The 22,201-nt window shown below is 37.9% G+C and carries 17 protein-coding genes; 6 read left to right on the forward strand and 11 right to left on the reverse strand.

Going from position 1 to position 22,201, the window contains the following annotated elements:
* The 3 genes from ACH8JV_RS15615 to metH all read right to left on the reverse strand — a co-directional run.
* Nucleotides 1-418: DUF262 domain-containing protein (locus tag ACH8JV_RS15615; RefSeq protein WP_396522282.1), on the reverse strand; the 418-nt coding region annotated here is incomplete at its 3' end.
* 10 nt (nucleotides 419-428) lie between these two features.
* Nucleotides 429-1,670, reverse strand: a complete 1,242-nt coding sequence (locus ACH8JV_RS15620; RefSeq protein ID WP_396522284.1) for a DNA methyltransferase — start codon at nucleotides 1,668-1,670, stop codon at nucleotides 429-431.
* 3 nt (nucleotides 1,671-1,673) lie between these two features.
* Complete coding sequence (gene metH / locus ACH8JV_RS15625) at nucleotides 1,674-5,360, reverse strand: methionine synthase (protein WP_396522286.1); 3,687 nt, start codon at nucleotides 5,358-5,360, stop codon at nucleotides 1,674-1,676.
* A 464-nt stretch (nucleotides 5,361-5,824) separates the two neighbouring features.
* On the opposite strand from metH, the gene ACH8JV_RS15630 reads away from it, so the two are divergent.
* Nucleotides 5,825-7,456 (forward strand): inorganic phosphate transporter, encoded by a 1,632-nt coding sequence (locus ACH8JV_RS15630; protein WP_004703132.1) that lies wholly within the window; start codon nucleotides 5,825-5,827, stop codon nucleotides 7,454-7,456.
* Nucleotides 7,457-7,618: 162 nt separating this feature from the next.
* Nucleotides 7,619-8,953 (forward strand): D-serine ammonia-lyase, encoded by a 1,335-nt coding sequence (locus tag ACH8JV_RS15635; RefSeq protein WP_396522288.1) that lies wholly within the window; start codon nucleotides 7,619-7,621, stop codon nucleotides 8,951-8,953.
* 45 nt (nucleotides 8,954-8,998) lie between these two features.
* Here the strand turns inward: ACH8JV_RS15635 and ACH8JV_RS15640 are convergent, their stop codons facing one another.
* From ACH8JV_RS15640 to ACH8JV_RS15660, 5 genes are all read right to left on the reverse strand, one after another.
* Nucleotides 8,999-10,546, reverse strand: coding sequence for a hypothetical protein (locus ACH8JV_RS15640; RefSeq protein WP_396522290.1), 1,548 nt, complete (start codon nucleotides 10,544-10,546; stop codon nucleotides 8,999-9,001).
* A 532-nt stretch (nucleotides 10,547-11,078) separates the two neighbouring features.
* Nucleotides 11,079-11,243 carry a hypothetical protein gene (locus tag ACH8JV_RS15645; protein ID WP_019456973.1) on the reverse strand — a complete coding sequence of 55 codons (165 nt, stop codon included), beginning with the start codon at nucleotides 11,241-11,243 and terminating at the stop codon, nucleotides 11,079-11,081.
* A gap of 115 nt (nucleotides 11,244-11,358) precedes the next feature.
* Nucleotides 11,359-12,366 carry a formylglycine-generating enzyme family protein gene (locus ACH8JV_RS15650; protein ID WP_396522292.1) on the reverse strand — a complete coding sequence of 336 codons (1,008 nt, stop codon included), beginning with the start codon at nucleotides 12,364-12,366 and terminating at the stop codon, nucleotides 11,359-11,361.
* Complete coding sequence (locus ACH8JV_RS15655; RefSeq protein ID WP_396522294.1) at nucleotides 12,363-14,039, reverse strand: arylsulfatase; 1,677 nt, start codon at nucleotides 14,037-14,039, stop codon at nucleotides 12,363-12,365. The genes ACH8JV_RS15650 and ACH8JV_RS15655 overlap by 4 nt, the downstream gene beginning before the upstream one ends.
* Nucleotides 14,040-14,208: 169 nt before the next feature.
* A complete protein-coding gene (locus ACH8JV_RS15660) occupies nucleotides 14,209-14,826 on the reverse strand; it encodes a rhomboid family intramembrane serine protease (RefSeq protein ID WP_272416443.1) in 618 nt (205 codons plus the stop codon).
* Between the two features lie 158 nt (nucleotides 14,827-14,984).
* Here ACH8JV_RS15660 and nfuA point away from each other — a divergent pair, with 158 nt between their 5' ends.
* Together nfuA and ACH8JV_RS15670 are read left to right on the forward strand one after the other, a co-directional pair.
* Nucleotides 14,985-15,623 (forward strand): Fe-S biogenesis protein NfuA, encoded by a 639-nt coding sequence (gene nfuA / locus ACH8JV_RS15665; protein WP_004703125.1) that lies wholly within the window; start codon nucleotides 14,985-14,987, stop codon nucleotides 15,621-15,623.
* A gap of 164 nt (nucleotides 15,624-15,787) precedes the next feature.
* Nucleotides 15,788-17,827, forward strand: coding sequence for a ligand-gated channel protein (locus ACH8JV_RS15670; RefSeq protein WP_396522296.1), 2,040 nt, complete (start codon nucleotides 15,788-15,790; stop codon nucleotides 17,825-17,827).
* Between the two features lie 22 nt (nucleotides 17,828-17,849).
* On the opposite strand, the gene ACH8JV_RS15675 is transcribed toward ACH8JV_RS15670, so the two are convergent.
* Nucleotides 17,850-18,857 carry a hypothetical protein gene (locus tag ACH8JV_RS15675; protein ID WP_396522298.1) on the reverse strand — a complete coding sequence of 336 codons (1,008 nt, stop codon included), beginning with the start codon at nucleotides 18,855-18,857 and terminating at the stop codon, nucleotides 17,850-17,852.
* Nucleotides 18,858-18,883: 26 nt separating this feature from the next.
* Nucleotides 18,884-19,909: an alpha/beta fold hydrolase gene (locus ACH8JV_RS15680; RefSeq protein WP_396522300.1), complete on the reverse strand. Its 1,026-nt coding sequence runs from the start codon at nucleotides 19,907-19,909 to the stop codon at nucleotides 18,884-18,886.
* A gap of 284 nt (nucleotides 19,910-20,193) precedes the next feature.
* Here ACH8JV_RS15680 and ACH8JV_RS15685 point away from each other — a divergent pair, with 284 nt between their 5' ends.
* Complete coding sequence (locus ACH8JV_RS15685; protein ID WP_396479604.1) at nucleotides 20,194-20,808, forward strand: carbonic anhydrase; 615 nt, start codon at nucleotides 20,194-20,196, stop codon at nucleotides 20,806-20,808.
* Between the two features lie 32 nt (nucleotides 20,809-20,840).
* Here ACH8JV_RS15685 and ACH8JV_RS15690 read toward each other — a convergent pair whose 3' ends face one another.
* Nucleotides 20,841-21,464, reverse strand: a complete 624-nt coding sequence (locus ACH8JV_RS15690) for an arylesterase (protein WP_396522302.1) — start codon at nucleotides 21,462-21,464, stop codon at nucleotides 20,841-20,843.
* A 44-nt stretch (nucleotides 21,465-21,508) separates the two neighbouring features.
* Here ACH8JV_RS15690 and ACH8JV_RS15695 point away from each other — a divergent pair, with 44 nt between their 5' ends.
* The gene (locus ACH8JV_RS15695) at nucleotides 21,509-22,201 is read left to right on the forward strand and encodes an ABC transporter ATP-binding protein (RefSeq protein WP_396462648.1); all 693 of its coding nucleotides are present in this window, start codon (nucleotides 21,509-21,511) and stop codon (nucleotides 22,199-22,201) included.

Raw genomic sequence — 22,201 nt, forward strand, 5'->3', positions numbered from 1 at the left:
GATAAGAAGTAGGTAATTCATCAAACGTAAATCCATTTAATTCTTCGATAACATCACAATCAGATAATTTTAATTTATCTTTATCTTCAATATTATTATGTGTTGCACCTACTAGTTCTCCTCTTAAATGTAAATATGAGGAAATTCTTTGTAAACCGTCAATTAGTTCATATTTACCATCATCAAGCTCAATAACATAAATAGGTGGTACAGGCATTTCTAAAATAAGCGATTCAATAAAACGTGATTGTTTGCCATTTGACCATCGAAATAATCTTTGGAAGTCAGGTGAAATATTTAACTCATTACTTTGATACATATCAAGAATTTCATTAAAAGAAACATCCAGATGCGTTGTATGTATCTTGGAAACTTTTTCTTCAATTATTGTCACTAGTTGACTTGGATTAATTTTCATATATAACCTACTATTTTTTTAAGATAATTACACTCTCAAAATTTTGTTTTTTAGAAACATATTTTGAAGAGTTTTTGTTAATATTAGATAAAGATTGGATTGGAAAATCTTCACGTTTAATAAGATCAAAGCCAATATTAATAGACATTTCACTTAAATGAGTTGCGATATCATTAAAAATCTCTTTGTAGTAAGAGTTTTGTACAACTAATATAAAAGTTCCATTATATTTTAATACCCTATATATTTCTTCCAAAGAATTAAACATGTTAGAGAAGTATTGAATATGATTTTTATAATAGTATGTATTGGATGCTCTCGATTCGTGATTTTTGATTAAATTAATGAAATTATTGCAACTAGTACCCCATATGATATTAGGTGCAGTTATTTGTTTATCAACGGTTGTTGTTCCAATGATACTTCTTCTCAAGTCCTTAAATTCATAATTTAGACGGTAATTTAAAATTGCTAGCTCAGGCTTCATTGAAACTGCATAATCTATTCTTGTGCAGTAAGGAGGTGATGTTAATACAAAGTCAATAGATTGATTAGTTAATGGAAGAGATGTCGATGAACCTATATAAAAATTAGTGTTAACATTAGAAATTAAATTGCAATTAACTTTTTGCTTTATAATATATTTTTTAAGCAATTCGCTATATTCCTTGAGAATATCGTTTTTATCAATATTAATTTTTTCCTCTTCAGATTTTGCAATTTTAATCCATGTTGGATTAGATGAAGAAAAATTTTCTTTAACTATTTTTTTTGTTAAAAGGAATAAAACTGTTAAGTAAAAACATGTTTCTTCAGAGTAATAATTTTCTGGGTGTAAAAATTTATCATATGCTAAAGTTATTTCTCTTTGTAAATTTCTAAATATTTTACATGTATCTTCATGAAACCATTGCTTAAGAGGTTCCTCTTCATCAATACTTTTATCAAAATCAATTGAATACAAAAAATTATCATTGATATTTGTTAGATTTTCATAAGTAACCAAAGATGCTCTACTTATAATAGTCATAACTGGATTAATATCTATTCCAAATGACTGCAAATTTAATGTATTTGCAATTATATTTGTGATTCCAGTTCCAGCCCAAGGGTCTAAAACAACAGAATTTTGTGAATCTATATTTTCTAGAATAGATTTAACAAAATTTTTAGAAAAACCGGCATAGTAAGGGTACAAACCTGCACCCTCAATTTGCTCATGTGAATTAAGTTTAGCTTTATTTAAATTCATAAATTATACAATCGAATCATCTAAATTAGGCCCTAACCAACGCTTCGCCTCATCAAGTGTCCAACCTTTACGTTTTGCATAATCTTCAAGTTGGTCTTGAGAGATTTTACCTACGTTGAAGTATTCACTTTGAGGGTGTGAATAATAGAAACCACTTACCGAAGATGGCGGCATCATTGCAAAGTGTTCAGTCAGTTTAGTACCAATTTTATCGGTAGAGCCTAACCAATCAAATAACACTGCCTTTTCAGAGTGCTCAGGGCAAGCAGGGTAGCCCGGTGCAGGGCGAATACCGACATATTTCTCTTTGATCAGTTCTTCATTGCTAAGCTGTTCATCAGCTTTATAGCCCCAGAACTCTTTACGAATGCGTTCATGTAAGTGTTCTGCAAAGGCCTCTGCAAAACGGTCAGCTAGTGACTGAACTAAAATTGCAGAGTAGTCATCACCTTTTGCTTTGTATTCATTCGCCAATTCTTCTGCACCAAAAATTGATACAGTGAATCCGCCTAAGTAGTCTTGTTGCTCGCGGTCAGTACGAATGTAATCAGCTAAAGACAAGTTCGGTTTGCCTGTCACTTTGTCAGATTGCTGACGTAAGTGCTCAAAAGTATGCGTAACATTTTGACCAGCTTCATCAAATACACTCACTGTGTCGGCGTCAGTGCGCTGAGCAGGGAACATACCAAATACGGCACGAGCATCAAAACGGTTGTTATCGATAATATCTTTCAACATCGCTTGTGCTTGGTTGTAAAGGTCAGTTGCCGCTTCACCCACCACTTCATCTTCTAAAATTTTCGGGAATTTACCTGCCAAGCTCCAAGAAATGAAGAATGGTGTCCAGTCAAAATAATCTACGAGTGTCGCAAGCGGGTAGTTGGTGAGGACTTGTGTTCCTAAAAGATTTGGTTTTGGTGGTACATAGCTTTCGTCAATTTTAAAACCGTTTTCAACTGACTCAGCATAGGTCAATTTTGCAGCTTTTGGCTGTTTGTTGGCTAAGCGCTCACGAATCTTGGCATATTCAGCACGGTGCTCTGCAATAAAGTTTCCACGCATTTCTTTCGATAAGAGAGTGGTTGCAACACCTACCGCACGTGAAGCATCGGCAACATAAATCACGGCATCATTTTGGTACTGAGGGTCAATTTTTACTGCTGTGTGTGCTTTAGAAGTCGTCGCGCCACCAATCAATAAAGGAATGTTAAAGCCTTTGCGTTGCATTTCTTTCGCAACAAATACCATTTCATCTAAAGATGGAGTGATCAGACCAGACAAGCCAATGATGTCACATTTTTCATCAATTGCAGTTTGCAAGATTTTCTCGCAAGGTACCATCACCCCAAGGTCCACAATGTCATAACCATTACAGCCAAGTACCACGCCTACAATATTTTTACCAATATCGTGTACGTCACCCTTAACCGTTGCCATTAGGACTTTACCTTTAGATTGTCCTTCAGCCTTTTCAGCTTCAATATACGGGTTGAGCCATGCTACAGCTTGTTTCATAACACGGGCAGATTTTACAACCTGTGGTAAGAACATTTTGCCTGAACCGAACAAGTCACCAACCACGTTCATACCATCCATCAGCGGTCCTTCAATCACATCTAAAGGACGTTTAGATTTTAAGCGAGCTTCTTCGGTGTCTTGGTCAATATAAGTGGTAATACCTTTAACCAATGCATATTCAAGACGTTTTTCAACTGACTCATTACGCCATTCAAGGTTTTCGGCTTCTTTGGCAGCGCCGCCTTGTCCGCGGTATTTTTCTGCTACTTCAAGTAGTTTCTCAGTCGCAGCTTGACCAGATTCACCTTGGTTTTGGTTTAAGATGACATCTTCAACTGCTTCTTTTAGCTCGGCTGGAATATCATCATAAATTGCCATTTGACCAGCATTCACAATACCCATGGTCATGCCTTGCTTAATGGCATGGTACAAGAACACAGAGTGAATCGCTTCACGAACGGGTTCATTACCACGGAATGAGAATGAAACGTTCGATACACCACCAGAAATCATGGCATGTGGTAAGTTCTGTTTAATCCAACCTGTTGCCTCAATAAAATCGACCGCGTAGTTGTTGTGTTCTTCAATACCTGTTGCCACTGCGAACACGTTAGGGTCAAAAATAATATCTTCAGCAGGGAAGCCCACTTCATTCACTAAAATGTCGTATGAGCGCTTACAGATCTCGCGTTTACGTTCAGCAGTATCAGCCTGTCCAGCTTCATCAAAGGCCATCACAATAATTGCGGCACCATATTGACGGCAAAGGCGGGCTTTCTCGACAAACTCGTCATAACCTTCTTTTAAAGAAATCGAGTTAACAACGGGTTTACCTTGTACGCATTTTAAGCCAGCTTCAATGATTTCCCATTTTGATGAGTCAATCATGATTGGCACACGTGAAATATCAGGTTCAGATGCTACAAGGTTTAAGAAATGCACCATCGCATTTTGCGAATCGAGCATCCCTTCGTCCATGTTAATGTCGATAATTTGCGCGCCAGCTTCAACTTGTTGCTGTGCAACTTCTAAAGCTTCGGCAAAGTTTTCTTCACGAATGAGGCGTAAGAATTTCTTAGAACCAGTAACGTTAGTACGTTCACCGACGTTTACGAAAAGTGAGTCATCATGAATATTAAATGGTTCTAAACCACTTAAACGGCAAGCAGGTACCGTTTCAGGTACTTGGCGAGGCGCAATGTCTTTTACCACATTGGCAATAGCTCGAATATGGTCTGGTGTCGTACCACAGCAACCACCCGTAATATTAATTAAACCGCTTTCAGCAAACTCTTTTAAGAAAGCTGCAGTTTGCTCAGGTGTTTCGTCATATCCACCAAATGCGTTTGGTAAGCCTGCATTTGGATGCGCTGAAACAAAAGTATCTGCCACATCAGAAATGGTCTTTACGTGAGGACGCATGGCATCTGCACCAAGAGCACAGTTGAAACCAATTGAAAGTAAGTCACCATGACGTACAGAGTTCCAGAAAGCTTCGGCAGTTTGGCCTGTTAAGGTACGACCTGATGCATCGGTAATGGTCCCTGAAATCATAATTGGTAACTCACGACCAATTTGTTTGAAGACTTCTTTAACCGCAAAAATTGCTGCTTTACAGTTTAATGTATCAAATACGGTTTCAATCAAAATGATATCAACACCGCCTTCAATCAGTGCATGAGTCGCTTCAATGTAGTTTTCTTTTAACTCATCAAAGGTAATGTTACGAAAAGCAGGGTCATTTACATTCGGTGAAATTGAACAAGTACGCGATGTTGGCCCAAGTACACCTGCCACAAAACGTGGTTTGTCTGGAGTCGAGTACTTTTCACAAGCTGCTTTGGCTAAACGAGCTGCTTCACGGTTAATCTCTGGAACAAGATCTTCCATGTGGTAGTCAGACATTGAAACACGTGTGCCGTTAAAGCTGTTGGTTTCAATAATATCTGCACCAGCATCAAGATAAGCTTCATGAATGCCTTGAATGATTTGAGGTTGTGTCAAAACTAAAAGGTCATTATTACCCTTTAAGTCATGTGCCCAATCGGCAAAACGCTCACCACGGTAGTCGGCTTCTTCTAATTTATGGCGCTGGATCATCGTTCCCATAGCACCATCAATAATCAGAATGCGTTTAGCAAGAAGCGCTTTTAGGGTGGCAAGCGTAGACATAGAAAACCCCGATCTTTTATATGAATTTAAAAATGCGGCGCTATTGTAACAGAATAGCAGCACAAATGATGACCTACGAAGGTCATGAGTTGATGAGAGAAAAATTAAAAAGAGAGGGGGTTTTATGACAAAAACGAAAGAATTTTCATGAAATATTCATTAAATGATCATGATATTGAAATATTTCATGCTCAATATGCCGAAATATTACAGTTGTTCTGTGTAAAAAATAGACATGTGGGTCATTTTATTTGTTTTTTTGCTGTAAAAATAAGCACAAAAGGAGCTTGTAAATAATGAATTAAGTTATTGTATTTTAATAATAAAATAAAAATGAGCGAGGAAAGGTGCATCAAATGAGGTCAAAATATAAAAATTTGACTTCATCAGGCGGCTCTTTGTCATATAATTGTCATAATTTAATTTAAGAATACAGAGGATTTTATTATCCTCTTACCGTCTGCATGAATTCTAATCTACCCCCTGTTTCGGATTCAAAACTTGCGGCAAACCTGCAAGCAAAATCGACGAATGTACACGTCCCAACACCGAAATTTTTTATGCCGGTGTTTCTGACGATTATTGTTGCAACACTTATTTATATTGGGTTTCAGGTTAGTGCTGATTTAGCGCATGTTCCACCTTTGAGCCTTTATTCGGTTATTCTTTTATCTACTGCGCTTTTCATTGCATTGGGCTTTGAATTTGTAAATGGTTTCCACGACACTGCGAATGCAGTTGCAACGGTCATTTATACAAATGCATTGCCTGCACCAGTTGCAGTCATGTGGGCTGGTTTTTGTAATTTCCTTGGGGTAATGGTCGCAAGTGGTGCTGTTGCTTATGGCATTATTGCATTGCTTCCTGTTGAACTTATTATGAATATGGGGAGCGGTGCTGGCTTTGCAATGGTTTTTGCATTGTTAATCGCTGCAATTCTTTGGAACTTGGGTACTTGGTTCTTAGGAATCCCAGCTTCTAGTTCTCACACTTTGATTGGTTCAATCTTGGGCGTGGGTATTATGAACCATCTATTGAGTGCATCGACTGGCGTAACGACTAGTGGTGTAGATATGGATCAGGTGATTAAAGTAGGTAAGGCATTATTATTTTCACCTTTAATTGGTTTTGCTTTTGCAGCAATCTTATTCTTGTTGGTTAAAACTATTTTTAAACGCCAATTAGAATTATTTCAGCCACCTGAAGGTAATAAGCCACCACCAGCAATCATTCGTGCAATTTTAATCTTTACCTGTACAGGTGTAAGTTTTGCACACGGTTCAAATGACGGCCAAAAAGGTATGGGACTCATCATGCTCATTTTGGTTGGTTTAGTACCATTAGCTTATTCAATCAATAAAAACCTCGATACACAACAGGTTCAATCATTCCACCAGCTTTCTTCTCAAACTGCTGTTTTGTTAAACCATAATCAGCAAGAATTGACTGATGAAAAAGCGCGTGAAGTTTTAACTAAATATATTCAAACCAAGCAACAAACACCTGAAGTTGTACCGGCATTGGCAAGTATGACTGACCATTTAGGTGCTCGTGTTTCTAGCTATCGCGACTTAAAAGATATTCCAGAAGCTGCGATTAGTGAAATTCGTAATGACATGTATTTAAGCACAACCACGTTTAAACGTTTGGATAAAGCAGATGCTTTACCAAAAATGGATGATTCACAGAAAAAGCTTGTGAAAGATTATCGTGGTAGCTTGGATTCATTCTTACAGTACATTCCAAACTGGGTAAAAGTTGCAGTTGCATTGGCACTTGGTCTTGGCACTATGGTTGGTTGGAAACGTATTGTGGTGACTGTAGGTGAGCGTATTGGTAAGAACCATATGACTTATGGTCAAGGTATGTCTGCTGAGCTTATTGCAATGAGTACAATTGCAGCAGCAGATGGTTTAGGTATGCCAGTTTCAACTACACATGTTTTAAACAGTGCGGTTGCAGGTACTATGGTTGCAAATAAATCAGGTCTAAACTTTAATACTGTTAAAACAATCTTATCAGCTTGGATATTTACTTTACCTGCGACCATCTGTTTGTCAGGTGGCTTATATTGGTTGTTCTTAAAGTTCATTTAAGTTGTCTGTTTAAATCTAAAAAGCCACTATGATTAGTGGCTTTTTTATTGGCATATTTAAAAAAAGATCGCTTTTTTCAGGTAAATTCAGTAAAGAGTTAATGATTATTGCGAACACTTAGTGCTAAGTGATTGGCTCAAAAAATTTATGAAAGGATATAGGATGAAAACGGTTCAACTCGATCAGCTAAAACAACAATTTCCACTCATTCAAACATTACAAGATTATCAAGAAACATTCTGGTTCAATCCAAACCGTTATCCTTTAAACGATGCTCTCGCGAAAGTAGGACTGACCGAGCAAGATGTAAAAGATGCCGAGGCTCGACTAGAACGTTTTGCACCTTACTTGGCAAAAGTATTTCCGGAAACTCAAGCACAACATGGAAAAATTGAATCAGAATTAGTAGAAATTGCAGATATGCAACAAGCCCTATCTGTAACAAAACAACAGGAGCTTACGGGAAAGCTTTGGCTCAAAAAAGATAGTCATTTACCTATTTCAGGTTCAATCAAGGCACGTGGTGGTATTTATGAAGTTTTGGCTCATGCTGAAAAATTAGCAATTAAGGCTGGGCTTCTCACGTTAGAAGATGATTACAGTAAACTTGACCAAGATGCATTTCGAACATTTTTTTCTAAATATCAAATAGCGGTAGGCTCTACAGGTAATCTTGGTTTATCTATTGGTATTATGAGTGCGAAACTCGGTTTTAGAGTGTCCGTACATATGTCTGCTGATGCAAGACAATGGAAGAAAGATAAACTACGTTCACTAGGGGTCAATGTCGTGGAATACGCCAGTGATTATGGCGTTGCTGTAGAGCAGGGACGAAAAGCCGCAGAACAAGATCCAAATTGCTTTTTTATTGATGATGAAAATTCAACAATATTATTCTTAGGTTATGCAGTAGCAGGAATACGCTTAAAACAACAGTGTGAGCAAAAACAGATTAAAGTCGATGCAGAACACCCATTATTTGTTTATTTACCTTGTGGCGTAGGTGGTGGCCCTGGTGGCGTAAGTTTTGGATTAAAACTCGCTTTTGGTGAGCATGTACATTGTATATTTGCAGAACCGACTCATTCTCCATGTATGTTGCTAGGTATTTATACAGGTCTGCATGATCAGATTTCCGTAAATGACATTGGTTTAGATAACATCACTGCGGCAGATGGATTGGCTGTTGGCCGTGCTTCTGGTTTTGTCGGGCGTGCTATGGAGCAGTTAATTGATGGTTACTACACGATTCATGATGAGTGTTTATATGAGCTCATTGCGCTTTTAAATCAAACTGAAAATATTCAAGTTGAACCCTCAGCTGCAGCAGGCATGATGGGGCCATATTATGTGCAAACTACTCCTGATTATTTAGCTTTACATCAATTGTCAGCAGAGAAGTTAAAGCAGGCAACACATGTGGTCTGGGCGACTGGTGGTGGTATGGTGCCACCAGATGAAATGCAAAAATATTTAACTCATAGTCAAAACAAATAACTGAAGCTAAAAAAGCCCAATTTTAAAATTGGGCTTTTAATTTCATTATTTTTTAGAAGATTTTCTAAATGGAAGTTTTTCGGTTGCAAAACCGTAAATAGCAGCAAAAGGAAGGGCAGTACGGGCTAAATAAGCCACACGCCATAGTCCACCGTGGTTGGCACCTTCCATCATCAACTCAAGAGGGTGATCGAGTACGGTTTCAGGGTTCGCCACAGAAGATTCATTTCTTAAATCATGAATCCATAGCGCCGCCATAATGGCATTGGTGGTTTCTGGGTTAAATGCTTCTACATCAAACAGTTCGGCACCATTAAAAGCAGCTTTAAGTAGCGGATTTTTAGTCACCGAGTGAGTTGTAGTAGAAGGGGCAATATTAATACTTACACGTTGGCCTTGATGACGGGCAAGTGTTGCACGCCATTGTTGAATACGTTTTGCCAAAGCATAGTTTGGCCCTTGTTCAACCACTAAACAGTCTGCAATACCATAAGTTTTACCATTTTCGCTAGTAATCAAATCTTGATATGGCGCTTGGAAAAAACGTTTGAGCGAAAGTGCAGAAACCCCTTTTGCAGCCATTTTTTGTAGTTGTGAACGAGATTTAAATTTCTCTTGAGCAGCATCTGCAACTTCTTTGGGTACTGCGTAGACGTCGGTTGGGGTGCACATAAACATTAAACTTGTATCAGGTTTATGTTCACTCACATATTGCATAATGCTGTCCATTGCCATTGAGACACGGACATGCTTTTCCCCATCTAAATAAGCAATAGCAGCCAAATCTAACTTTTGTGGAAATTGAACTAACCACTGTGCAATTTCTGGTATTTGAGTTAGTAAATTGGCGCCTAATTTATCTCTTAATTCTGAAGCTTTTGCTGATGAGTCAACTGATTCAATCGTAGGTGCAATCAGCGTCGCATTTCCTTGCTGAATCGTATGTAAAATTTTGCCCCAAACTCTTGGGTTCGGTAAATCTACTGCAATAATATTCGCTTTCCACTTTGCTAACCAAGGTAAGGGGCCAGCTTCTGATGCTGCACCAAACAGGACCATAGTGCAGTCAGATAAATCAAACCATTCAGGGTGGGCAACAGCTTCACGTAATGCTGTGGCGTGGCTAGGCTCAATAATGCCTGCACTTTCCCATTTTTGAATTTGATCGAGTAAGCTTTGTCCGCTCAGTTTTTGACCTTTATATGGCACATACCATTCTGGTGCAGATTCACTTTCGCCTTTAAACCTTACTGTATTTAAAGGTCTAGAAGAGGAAATATGCAGAGCATCTTTTAAAAGATAGTGTTTACCATCGCGGAAATAGTCAAAGAGATGATGAGCCTTATGTAAACCCTGTTTTGCAATGGTAATCGGATTGTTGTTATTAGAGAGTCCATGCTGAACAAGTGATTTAAAGTATGTTGGATAGTTTTTCCGCCAGTTTTTTTCAGTCAAAATCTGTTGAGCAGTTTTATTATCTACAATAGATAAAGCTTCTGACAAAATCTCTTGACCTGTGCGAGAAGTACTTTGCTTTTTGGTTGAAGCGTGTATCGGAAACTGTAGACCTTCATCTGGACTCTGGCTGGACATAAAATATCTCACTTGTACGGTAGCATTAATATACAGGTGTATACATTATCTATGCCAATTAAAAGAAACGAGTGGCAATAACTAACAAAATGAAAATTAAATTATTTTTGTGATAGAGGTAGTTTGAGTGATTTTTTATGATAATTCGATCTCATTTTTACCTCAATTTTTTTCACATTTTTAGAACATTTTTATAGACTTACGTTACATAAATGATTATTTTGTATAGAGCGAAATCATCAGATTTAAGCTGAAGATAAAATGTTCAAAATGTATCAATAAAAAGATACGATGATGAGTAAAAACTAGACTTTTTTATTAAACGATAAGACAAGTCAAACGGAATAAGAAAGAATTGGGGTGAAACTAGATGGAAGACAACGTAAGATTGTCTTTTAAAAATCTTGGGGATATGGTGATTTTTTTGCACCATAATTTTCTAGTTTCGCCCCATCTAATTTTGGGTGAAACCCTCCATATAAGTTATTTTTCCATAAAGAAAAATTAATTTGCTTACAGTCTATCTAAATCTTTAGCAACGGCCTTTCTTAGCTTGTCCTGGTGGGCAGAAGTCTCCTGGATGTCCGTAATGTGGTGAATCTGGATCGACCACCACACTGCCAGCTGGGGTGTAAACTGCACAAGCCGATAGTGATAATGTGAAAATTGCAGCTGCACAAACTAGAAATGTTTTCATATTGTTCTCACTTTTTATCATTCTCCCATTCAGTATTTACTATAGAAATTATTAGATCGTTTTTCGATCTACTTTTGGTTAAGAAATATCAATACTACAAAATAGTTTTAACTTGTTAAGATGTACGTAAAATTGTTCGAAAACCGACGTGGGTAGCTGCTAAATCAAAATCTTGAGGGTAACGGCTACTGTTGCGATAACGTGAACAGTAATTCTCAGCACACAAAAATGAGCCTCCTTTAATGACATATTGGGTACTGCTCATTTCTTTTTGTCTTAAATCAGAATAATTACCCATATGTTGATCATGCGCGCCTTGGTAGGGAGAGGATGTCCATTCCCAAACATTTCCAATCATATCGAATAGTTTAAAGCCATTAGGTTTAAAACAGCCAACAGGAGCAATACCAGTAAAATGGTCTTGATTCAAATTTTCAAAAGGAAATACACCTTGCCAGTAATTTGCTTGGGGATGCTGATGTTCATCAGTAGGTGCTTGGTGTAAAGGCGTGTCGGTCTGTGAGTTTGCTTTAGCGGCGTACTCCCATTCAAGTTCTGTGGGTAAATCGCGTCCTAGCCAAACTGCATAATACTCAGCATCATTTTTTGTCACGTAGCGTACAGGTTCATGAGGGTTGGGAAGTGCGCCATTTTGGCCATTTGGCATTCTCCAGGTATATCCAGATTTGAGTTGCCACCATTGCTGTGGGTGATGAGGGTCTGGTGAAAAAACAGCCGCCTGTTTTTGTTTTTCAGCATCGGTAATATAACCAGTTGCTTTTATGAAACTTGCAAATTGAGCGACCGTAACTTCAGTCTGATCAATCCAGAATCCTTTGACTTCCCGCTGTTTTTTCCCAAAATTAAGCTCATCAGGATAAGCTTTTTCAGAACCAAAATTAAAATGTCCATCTGGAATGAACACCATTCCAGCCGTTGTATTTTTAAGCCAACCTGCAGGAAGGCCTGTATAGCTTTTACATTGTTCAATAGAACCCAAAGCAGCCGATGGGGTGGCTTGCTTTGGTAAAACTGTTTTTGTGTCAGAGCTATGTTCAGACTTACTACAGCCTGTGATGAATAACAAGCTGATTGTAGTGCTTAGAACCAGTTTCAATTTCATTTGGCGTTATATTCCTGTACGCCATTTTGTTCAGTGTATTTTTGATAAACCGAGAGCAACTCTTGTACTTTTGCTGGGTAAAGCTGCGCAACATTGTGATTTTCACCACGATCAGTGGCAATGTTATAGAGTTCCCAAGTACTCGTGCCTAATTCAGGGCGACCTTGAAGCGCAATTTTCCATTCGCCTTGTTTGGCATATTTACTGCCATGGAGTTCATCGGCAAAGCTGAAATTTGCTGGACGGATGGTTTGTGATTTATTTTCAAGTACAGATTTCCAAGAATAACCGCTCGGTGTATTAATAGTTCGACCTTTATATTGGCCTTGAGGGACTTGAATATGGGCATAATCTAATAAGGTTGGAAAAACGTCGAGTACCGATGCAAAGCTATGATTGGTTGCTTCTGCTTTTTTCTGATTTGGTAATTTCACAATAGCAGGGGCAGTCGTTGCACCTTCGCCAGCCGTATCTTTCCATAAGTGGAAAGGTGCCGCACTGACCTCGGCCCAACGTGGTCCAATATAGTGGTATGAAGTAGGCGTACCTACGTTTGCTACAGAGTTATCAAAACCGGATTCACTACCATATCCACCACGAATAAAACCTTCTGTGCCATTGTCAGAAACAAAGAAAATTAAAGTATTTTCATAAAGATTATTTTGTTTTAGATATTGGATAATTCGGCCCACGTTGGCATCAAGATTTTCTACCATACCTGCGTAGATTTCCATTTTACGTGCTTCAAGTGCTTTCTGTTCAGCCGTTAACTCATTCCATTTTCCATATTTCTGTGGTGCATTTTGTGTTGCAATTGGTTCTGCTGCTTCAAAGTTTGTCGGAATAATTCCAAGCTGTTTTTGGCGAGCTATACGTGCTTTGCGAATGACATCGTAGCCAACATCATAAACGCCACGATATTTGTCACGGTATTCAGCAGGAGCCTGTATAGGCCAGTGAGGTGCGGTATAGGCAGCATAGGCAAAGAATGGCTTGCCGCTATTTTTGCCTGATTCTAAGTAGCTCAGCAATTTGTCGGTAAAATAGTTTGTCGAGAAGAAGTCATCAGGTAACGCTGAAACAGGAATAATTTGTCCATCTTCGGTATACGTCGAGTTGCGTTTAAAGGCACTTGGAGCTTGTTTAAAGTGATGATCTAGACCTTGTAATAAAGTAAATGAATGATCAAAACCTTTGGCATGTGCATTGGTTTCAGGTGTTAACCCTAAATGCCACTTACCACTTATATAAGTCCGATAGCCGTTGTCTTTGAGTACCTGAGCAATTGATAAGGAGCGTTCATTTAAATAGCCTTCATAACCCGGCTGTCCTTTTAAACGGTCAGGGGTAAGCTCTGCCATAGCACCTATACCTGCTAGATGATGGTCAGTCCCTGAAATGAGTTGCGAGCGAGTAGGGGAGCAAGTGGGTGCAGTATGATAGTCCGTTAAAAGTCGGCCTTCTTGTGCCAAACTATCAATATTAGGTGTATGAATTTCACCACCAAAGGCTCCTAAATCTGAATAGCCTAAGTCATCAGCCATAATGAATAAAATATTGGGCTGCTTTGGTGTACTTGCTGCAGTTTCTTGTGAGTTATTATCGTTACAGCCAGCTAAAGATAAGCTAAATAAAGCAATGGAAAGACTAGATAAAAGAGCTTTGTACTTCATTGTATCATCTGAATTATTAAAAGAATTGTGCTTGAGTTTAATCAGATGGTTTTTGCTATCAAAACAAGGAATTGATCGAAGAAAATCAGAAAAATATCTGAGAATTTATGCTGATAAATAAATGAGAAAAAAAGAAAAGCCCATATCGGGCTTTTCAAAAACATTAAGTTTAAAACGGTAAGCGGGTAAGTTGATCTAAGAAATGCGGAATCACTCTTGGTTCAATCAAAATCGTTACTACTACACCATAAGCTGCACCCCATAAATGGGCACTATGGTTAATATGAGTATTGCCACGTTTACCAGCCCAAATACTATAAGCTACATATAAAACCGCAAAAATAATGGCTGGTACTGGAATAAAAAATACAAAAATCAGCTTCCATGGCTGAAACAGGATATAGGCAAACAGAACAGCAGATACAGCTCCTGAAGCTCCAAGACTTGCCCAATTTGCATCATTTTTATGTTGTAAATAGCTTGGTAAAATCGCAAAAATTAACCCGCCCAAATAGAACAACACAAAACCCATGTCGTAGAAATATTGGCGATAAAAACTTTCAATGATGCTGCCAAAGAAGAACAGGGTAATCATGTTGAAAAGTAAATGTGTTCCATCGGCATGAATAAAACCATGGGTGATGAAACGATCAAATTGTCCACGTTGCATTGCAGGCGGCCAGAAGATCAGGCGGTTCATAACGTTTTGATTGCTAAAAGCAAGTAAAGAGACGATGACCGTAATAATAATAAGGGTAATGGTATGGTTAAACGGCAAATGCAACATAAGAAATATTTAAAAAATGATCAATACTAAGGTCAATAATGCCATTAAAAATACAACTTGAAACCCTGTTGTGTATAAATCCGACAAATTTAGTTGATTTTTTTTAAATCCCCCTCATCTTCGGTTAATATAAAGGCATCAGCTTGAGGAATATTGTTATGTCGACTGAGAACACCAACACTGCTGTTGCAGAAGAAATTCCGAACCTTTTGATTACACCATCTGCACAAGAGTATTTGCACGAATTATTGGCGAAGCAAAATACTCCGGGAATTGGCGTTCGAATTTTTGTTGAACATCCGGGTACACCACGTGCAGAGTGCTGTATGGCATATAGCGCACCAGAAGAAGTGGTACCAACGGATTATAAACAGGACTATCCTGATTTTCCTGCATACATTGATGCACCGTCTATTCCATATCTTTTAGACGCTGTAATTGATTACAACAAAGACCGTTTTGGTGGTCAGTTAACCTTCCGTGCACCAAACTCTAAAGTGCCACGCGTAGGACCAGATGCTTCAATTGAAGAACGTATTACTTACATTCTTCAAGCAGAAATTAACCCAGGTCTTGCAGGGCATGGCGGTAATTGTAGCTTAGTAGAAGTGCAAGATGACCCAGAACATGGTTTAACTGCTGTATTGAAATTCGGTGGTGGTTGCCAAGGTTGTTCTGCAATTGATGTGACTTTAAAACAAGGCGTAGAAACAACCTTGAAAGAAAACATTCCTGAGCTTCAACGTGTGGTTGACCAAACAGACCATACGCAAGCAGAAGGCGCTTACTTCAAATAATAAGATTATTTGAAAAGTGAAATAAAAAAGCCTCTTCCTGAGGTTTTTTTATTTTTATCAATTGAAAATAATTATCAATATTATTTATTTTATTATTTAAATTTGTTACATTTGTTTAAGTAAAACTTAATATTTATTCATAATTTAATCTGTTGGAGCAGGATATGACTAAGCGTATTTTCCAATCTGTACTATCAATTTCGGTACTAACAGGAATGTTTCCTGCGGCTTATGCCGCTGAAAGTGAAAATATTTTAGTTGATTCTTCCAGAAAAAATAAAAAAGATAGTGAGGTTGCACAATTAGAAAAAATAGTCGTGACAGCAAGTGGTTTTGAACAAAATATAAAAAAAGCAGCCGCTTCTATTTCTGTTTTAACTCAAGATGAAATTAATAAAAAAGCATATCGTGATGTCACTGATGCACTTAAAGATGTGCCTGGTGTCGTGGTTACAGGGGGCGGAAGTTCATCTGATATCAGTATTCGTGGAATGGGAAGTGCCTATACCGTTATTATGGTCGATGGTAAGAAAGTAAACACACGTTCTGTACGACCAAATAGTGATAATTCAGGTATTGAACAAGGTTGGTTACCGGGAATCGAAAGTATCGAACGTATTGAAGTTATTCGTGGCCCAATGTCTGGACTCTACGGTTCAGATGCGATGGGTGGTGTAATTAATATTATTACTAAAAAAGTTGCAGATGTTTGGAGTAGCTCGGTTAAGTTAGATACAACCATTCAAGAAAACAACAAATCTGGCAATCTTTACCAAGCCAATACATATGTTTCAGGGCCATTAATTAAGAATTTACTTGGGTTAAAAGCCAACGGCACATTTTCACAAAGAGATGAAGATGAAATTATTGGTGGTTATAGCAAACAAAAAATCCGTGCTGGTGGGGCTACTTTAAGTCTGACTCCGAATGACCAACATACCATTGAACTTGAATATCAGCGTTCTATTCAAAATCGTAATGCTACAGTTGGAAAATCAGTTTCACCTGTTCAAACTGGACGTAATCCACCAGTGGATTCAATAACGGATTATTATCGTACCGAATATAGTTTGACCCATCGTGGTGACATTGGTCCTGTGAAAACCCATTCTTATATTCAACGCGAAGAAAACAAGAATCCTTCGAGAAACATGGAAGCGGTAAATACTACTTTTAATACGCTTAACCAGATTACACTCGCAAATCATGCACTGAGCGTTGGGGGCAGTTATTTAAAAGAAGAATTAGATGATTTAGGAAACCAGTTAAAATTGGGCGGGTCACAACCTGTTTCTAATTTAGATCGTTATAGCTGGGCATTATTTGCAGAAGATGCATGGAATATTATTGATCCTTTTACTTTAACAATGTCACTGCGTATGGATCAGGACGAAAAATTTGGAGATCATTTCACTCCTAAAGTTTACGGTGTGTGGACTTTAAATGATAACTGGATCATTAAAGGCGGTGTATCAACAGGCTATAAAACACCTGCGCTAAGAGCGACAGTAGCGGAATGGGGACAAGCTACGGGAGGAGGACGTTCGGCAGGGGTAATTGTTGGTAATCCAAATCTAAAACCAGAAAAAAGTACCAACTATGAGCTGTCATTTTCTTGGGATAATTTAGATAACTTGAATGCTGGCCTAACGCTTTTTAATAGCGAATTTAAGGATAAAATTACAGAAGTTAGAACCTGTTCAGGAGATGCAGGTACTTATAATTGTGATTGGTTAGGTACAAAATTTGATTTTGTCAGTCAACGAACAAATGTTGATAAAGCTAGTATGAGAGGCATTGAAGCGACGTTTGGTTGGCTCATTTCACCTGACTTAAAGTTGAATGCTAATTATACCTATACTGATACAGAGCAAAAGAGTGGGGAGTTTAAAGGTCAACCTTTAAATGAAATGCCGGAACACATGTTTAATACTACTTTAGATTGGCAAATGAATGACTTGGTGGGTATGTGGAGCCGCTTGAATTTCCGTAGTAAAACTTCTGAATATTTAAGCCGAACTTCAATGGCTGAAGGAAAACCTGCTTATGGGTTGGTTGATATTGGTATGAACTATAAACCGACTGATAAAATCCAAGTTGCAGCAGGTATCTATAACTTATTTGATAAAGATATTGATGTAGCAACCTACAATTATGTTTTAGACGGACGCCGTTATAATTTAGGGATTATTTATAAATTTTAAATAGTTAAACAACAAAGGCGCTTTAATCGCCTTTGTTGTTTAGAATATCTAATGTTTTTTCAGAATAATAAAATTTCTCTAGATACACGCGAGCACGGCGTCTTAAATGTCCTGTTGTCACTAATTGCTGTAATACTGGTACAAGTAACTGAGTGAGTTCGTGTTGTACTAGGCTTTCATCAATATTAAGGTCACGTAGTAATAAGTCAAAGTTACGTTCCTGATTACGGACGTACCAAGTGTAAATACCATCATGTACTTGTTGTTTCAGGTAATCAGTTTGACGAATGTGGTCCCAAATCTCATGTCCTAAGCCCACTGTTTTTGTTAAATCTTGAACTTCTACATAATTTTTCAAAACAGAAAGAGGCATCGTTTTAACTTTGTGCCAAACATTTGCCTGAAAATGGTAGAGCTTATCATTGTCAAAATGTTGGTTTAAAACACGCTCACTCATTTGACTGAGTTTTAAAATATTCTTTTGCAAATAATGGTTAATGGTATCGTCGAGATTAGAATCGGTGACTGTTTCTAATACCGATTTACCCATTTTCATAAAACGGCCTACACCTGGTACGCGTTTTGACATAGATTCATCTAAATAATCATGCATTGTTTGCTGAATCAATTGCGTTAAAAGGGCTGAAAAGGCTGGATTATTTACAATTGTTTTAATGAGTTTTTTACGGTGCTCTTCTTTACTTGCAACATACTGCGCAATGCGGTCAATGGTTAAAACAGGAATAACGTCTTCAACTGTTGCCATGTCATTTGCAGGATGAATGAGTGCAAAGCGAATATGCTCAGCAATCTGTTCAATCAAAAAATCAGAAGCAGGTGTATCTAAAATCTGCTTTTGAATGAGCTGCTGAATCTGGTCAAAGGTCCAAAGGTGCTGTAATTGTCGACTGCCCAACCAATGATAAAATTGTTCAAACTCTTGTTGAATCACCTGAGTCTGAGCAAATTGCTCATCTAAAAAATCTAGATGAGCTTCAATAAGTTTTTCTATGATTGGTTGGGTAGACATAAGGTCTCACAAGTCCGAAGTTTTATTTAAGGTGCGGTCGTTTTTGACGTCTGATCTGTTTCTACTTTTAGTAAAAACGGTACATATTGTTGAATAACTAACTGCTCAGCTTCCAATATTGGCATATGGCCTACGTTTTCTAAAATAACTGGAGGCTGTGCGTTTTTCAAAAGTCGTTTTAGTTCACTCGCCACTTCGACATTAATAATCTTATCTTGTTTGCCCCATAAAATGAGTGTGGGTGCATCAATGGTTTTGGTGAGTACTGCAAATGAGTCTGGAGTATAGACTTTATTGAGTGCAATGAGTTGGTCGACCAATTTTTGAGTTTGTGGCGCCTGATTAATCATCAGTTTTTCTTGAGCTTGTAAGAACTCTTTAGGAATAAACGGAGGATTAAACATGGTTTGTTTTAATAAATAATTAAAGTCACCTTTTTTAGAGACTAAAAGTTGTTTTAAGTAGGCTGGGTCTTTTAGATAAATTGTATTGGCAGAACGGAAAATACCGCCGCTATCAACTAAAAATAGACTTTTGGTTTCAAATGGATACTGTCCAGCATAGAGTAGGGCAATAGAACCACCAAGTGAGTGCCCAGCAATATGGATAGGTCCTTTCAAATTTTCAGCTTCAACAAAACGGCGTAATTTTTCAGCAAGGTTCGGAACAGAATAGTCAAAGTCTTGAGAAACAATAGTTTCGCCGCTACCTGGTAAGTCTGGAATAATGACGTGGTAATTCGTAGTTAAGTAATGCGCCATGCGATTCCAATTGTCACGACTGCCACCTAAACCATGAATAAGTAATAAGGTTGGTTTTGTGGTCGAACCACCTTCACTATATGACCAAGTGATATCACCTACTTTTAATTTTTTGCTTTGAAGGCCCGCCCAGCTACGTTCTTGTTGTAAGACTGTTTGATACGTTACATCAATATTGTCGATTGCCTGTGCTTGAGAAATGCTCATAACCGACCATAAGCTACAAGCTAATGTCAGTGCAGTAGCAGTTTTTTTCATAGAGGCTTTAATTGATGCAGACAGCCTGGTCATAGATTTCATCCTTGAAGCTTAAGCGAGTTTGAAAAATTATTGAAAAACTTTGCCAATGAGTCATTTGCCAAACGTTTGGAATGAAGAAAATTATAGTCAATCTAGGAACTAAAGTATGTCTATTTTTTCACTAAACAGTAGGGAATATGCAGTAATAGCTATCTTAAAATCTTTTGAGTATTTTTAAATTTTTTCATGAAAAAGGATTTATTTTTTGTCAGTGACATTCAAATTTTGACACATTAAAATGATTTCCAACCTTGAAAAAACAATGGAAATATACAATGCCTACTGCGCAAGAAGTTTTGGATCGTCTGAAAGCTGGTAATCAACGATTTGTAAATGGAAATACTTCCCTTACAAAAACCTTATCGCATCATGAACGCGCTGAAATGGCAAAGGATCAAAATCCGTTTGCAATTGTATTAGGCTGTTCAGATTCTCGTGTACCAGCAGAAATGGTATTCGATCAAGGTCTTGGTGACTTATTCGTAATTCGCGTTGCTGGTAATGTGGTTGCACCTTCACAAGTTGGTAGTGTTGAGTTCGCAGCAGAGCGCTATGACTGTCCAGTTGTAGTTGTATTAGGACATAGTCATTGTGGCGCGATTCAAGCGACAATTGATACATTAATGAACCCTGATCAACCACCATCGTCTAACTTAATGTCAATTGTGAATCGTGTTCGTCCATCTGTTGAAATTTTAATGCAGACGGACTTAAAAAATGATTTGAAAAAATTATCATGTCATGCAGTACGTTCAAACGTTTTTGCTTCGGTAAATCAGTTACGTCATGGGTCGGCAGTGCTAGAAAATTTAATTGCACAAGGTAAATTAATTGTTGTAGGCGCTGAATATTCACTAGAAACTGGTGAAGTTACTTTTTTTGACTTCTGATCAGTCTAAAAAGATTTAAAATTAAAAGGTGCCTATAGGGCACCTTTTATGTATGGATAAGCTAAATTAAGTAGTTTCGATTGTGCTTGAGCATTTGGATGAATCAAGTCATTTTGCATAAGCTGTTTTTGACCAGCGACCCCATCAAGGAAAAATGGTAGTAATTTCACCTGATATTTTTGACTTACAGTCTTGTAGCTGTTTTCGAAAGCTTTGCTATAAGCGGTCCCATAATTTGGCGGAATCTTCATACCAAAAAGAATAACCTGCGCTTTTTGTTTTTGGCTTAACTGGATGAGCTGAGACAGATTTTGTTGAATCATTTGTGGCGGTTGACCTCTTAAACCATCATTCCCACCTAACTCAATAACAACAACCTCGGGTTTATACGTCTGTAAAAGTTTAGGTAATCTTGCCAAAGCCCCACTTGTGGTTTCACCACTCATACTTGCATTGACCACTTTATGTTGTTTGGGATACTGTTGGTCTAAACGTTTTTGTAGTAACTGTACCCAACCTTGTTTAGGGTCTATTCCATAACCGGCACTAATACTATCTCCTAAAATTAAAATAGTTTTGGCCGAGACGAACATAGGCAACATGCTCAATGAGATGAGCAAGAGACTTTTAGAACTAAACAAATAAGATTTATACATTTGTGTTTCGACCCGAATACTAAATATATAGGACTGTCCACATCATGCCACAACCTATCATTGCTGCCCATCAAGTTACACAAACTATTCAGATTAACCAAAATCAGTTTACGATTTTAAAAAATATTGATTTAGAAATTTATGAAGGGGAGCAGGTAGCAATTACAGGACGTTCTGGTTCGGGTAAATCAACATTACTGGGTATTTTAGCGACTTTAGACCAACCATCTGAAGGAGAAGTGTGGTTATGTGGACAGGCGGTTCATCAGTTGACAGAAGAGCAGCGCGCTCAAATTCGAATGCAGCATATTGGTTTTGTATTTCAGTCTTTCCAACTTTTACCGCAGTTAAGTGCGCTTGAAAATGTAATGTTACCACTTCGGTTGCGTAAAGATTTTGATTATAAAGTTGCTGAACAAAAAGCCTTAGATTGGTTGCATCGAGTAGGCTTAAGCCGACAGGCAGAGCAAACCCCTAAAGTCTTATCTGGAGGAGAGCAGCAACGTGTGGCAATTGCTCGGGCTCTCATTGCCGAACCACAAATCATTTTTGCCGATGAACCTACTGGGAACTTAGATGGTCAGACAGCACAAGAAATTGAAACTCTACTTTTTGATTTAAATAAAGAGCTCGGTACAACGCTTATTTTGGTCACACATGACCGTAACTTGGCAGCGCTTTGTCAACGTCATGTTGAGTTAGATGACGGACGACTAAAGACAGTACAGGGTGGCTAG

This window comes from Acinetobacter sp. ABJ_C5_2 (genome assembly GCF_044538485.1).
GTDB lineage: Bacteria > Pseudomonadota > Gammaproteobacteria > Pseudomonadales > Moraxellaceae > Acinetobacter > Acinetobacter nosocomialis_A.

Bases quoted from the DNA above. Each gene is read 5' to 3' on its own strand.
- ACH8JV_RS15620 (WP_396522284.1), bottom strand. From the start codon at position 1,670: ATGAATTTAAATAAAGCTAAACTTAATTCACATGAGCAAATTGAGGGT.
- metH (WP_396522286.1), bottom strand. From the start codon at position 5,360: ATGTCTACGCTTGCCACCCTAAAAGCGCTTCTTGCTAAACGCATTCTG.
- ACH8JV_RS15630 (WP_004703132.1), top strand. From the start codon at position 5,825: ATGAATTCTAATCTACCCCCTGTTTCGGATTCAAAACTTGCGGCAAAC.
- ACH8JV_RS15635 (WP_396522288.1), top strand. From the start codon at position 7,619: ATGAAAACGGTTCAACTCGATCAGCTAAAACAACAATTTCCACTCATT.
- ACH8JV_RS15640 (WP_396522290.1), bottom strand. From the start codon at position 10,546: ATGTCCAGCCAGAGTCCAGATGAAGGTCTACAGTTTCCGATACACGCT.
- ACH8JV_RS15645 (WP_019456973.1), bottom strand. From the start codon at position 11,243: ATGAAAACATTTCTAGTTTGTGCAGCTGCAATTTTCACATTATCACTA.
- ACH8JV_RS15650 (WP_396522292.1), bottom strand. From the start codon at position 12,366: ATGAAATTGAAACTGGTTCTAAGCACTACAATCAGCTTGTTATTCATC.
- ACH8JV_RS15655 (WP_396522294.1), bottom strand. From the start codon at position 14,039: ATGAAGTACAAAGCTCTTTTATCTAGTCTTTCCATTGCTTTATTTAGC.
- ACH8JV_RS15660 (WP_272416443.1), bottom strand. From the start codon at position 14,826: ATGTTGCATTTGCCGTTTAACCATACCATTACCCTTATTATTATTACG.
- nfuA (WP_004703125.1), top strand. From the start codon at position 14,985: ATGTCGACTGAGAACACCAACACTGCTGTTGCAGAAGAAATTCCGAAC.
- ACH8JV_RS15670 (WP_396522296.1), top strand. From the start codon at position 15,788: ATGACTAAGCGTATTTTCCAATCTGTACTATCAATTTCGGTACTAACA.
- ACH8JV_RS15675 (WP_396522298.1), bottom strand. From the start codon at position 18,857: ATGTCTACCCAACCAATCATAGAAAAACTTATTGAAGCTCATCTAGAT.
- ACH8JV_RS15680 (WP_396522300.1), bottom strand. From the start codon at position 19,909: ATGACCAGGCTGTCTGCATCAATTAAAGCCTCTATGAAAAAAACTGCT.
- ACH8JV_RS15685 (WP_396479604.1), top strand. From the start codon at position 20,194: ATGCCTACTGCGCAAGAAGTTTTGGATCGTCTGAAAGCTGGTAATCAA.
- ACH8JV_RS15690 (WP_396522302.1), bottom strand. From the start codon at position 21,464: ATGTATAAATCTTATTTGTTTAGTTCTAAAAGTCTCTTGCTCATCTCA.
- ACH8JV_RS15695 (WP_396462648.1), top strand. From the start codon at position 21,509: ATGCCACAACCTATCATTGCTGCCCATCAAGTTACACAAACTATTCAG.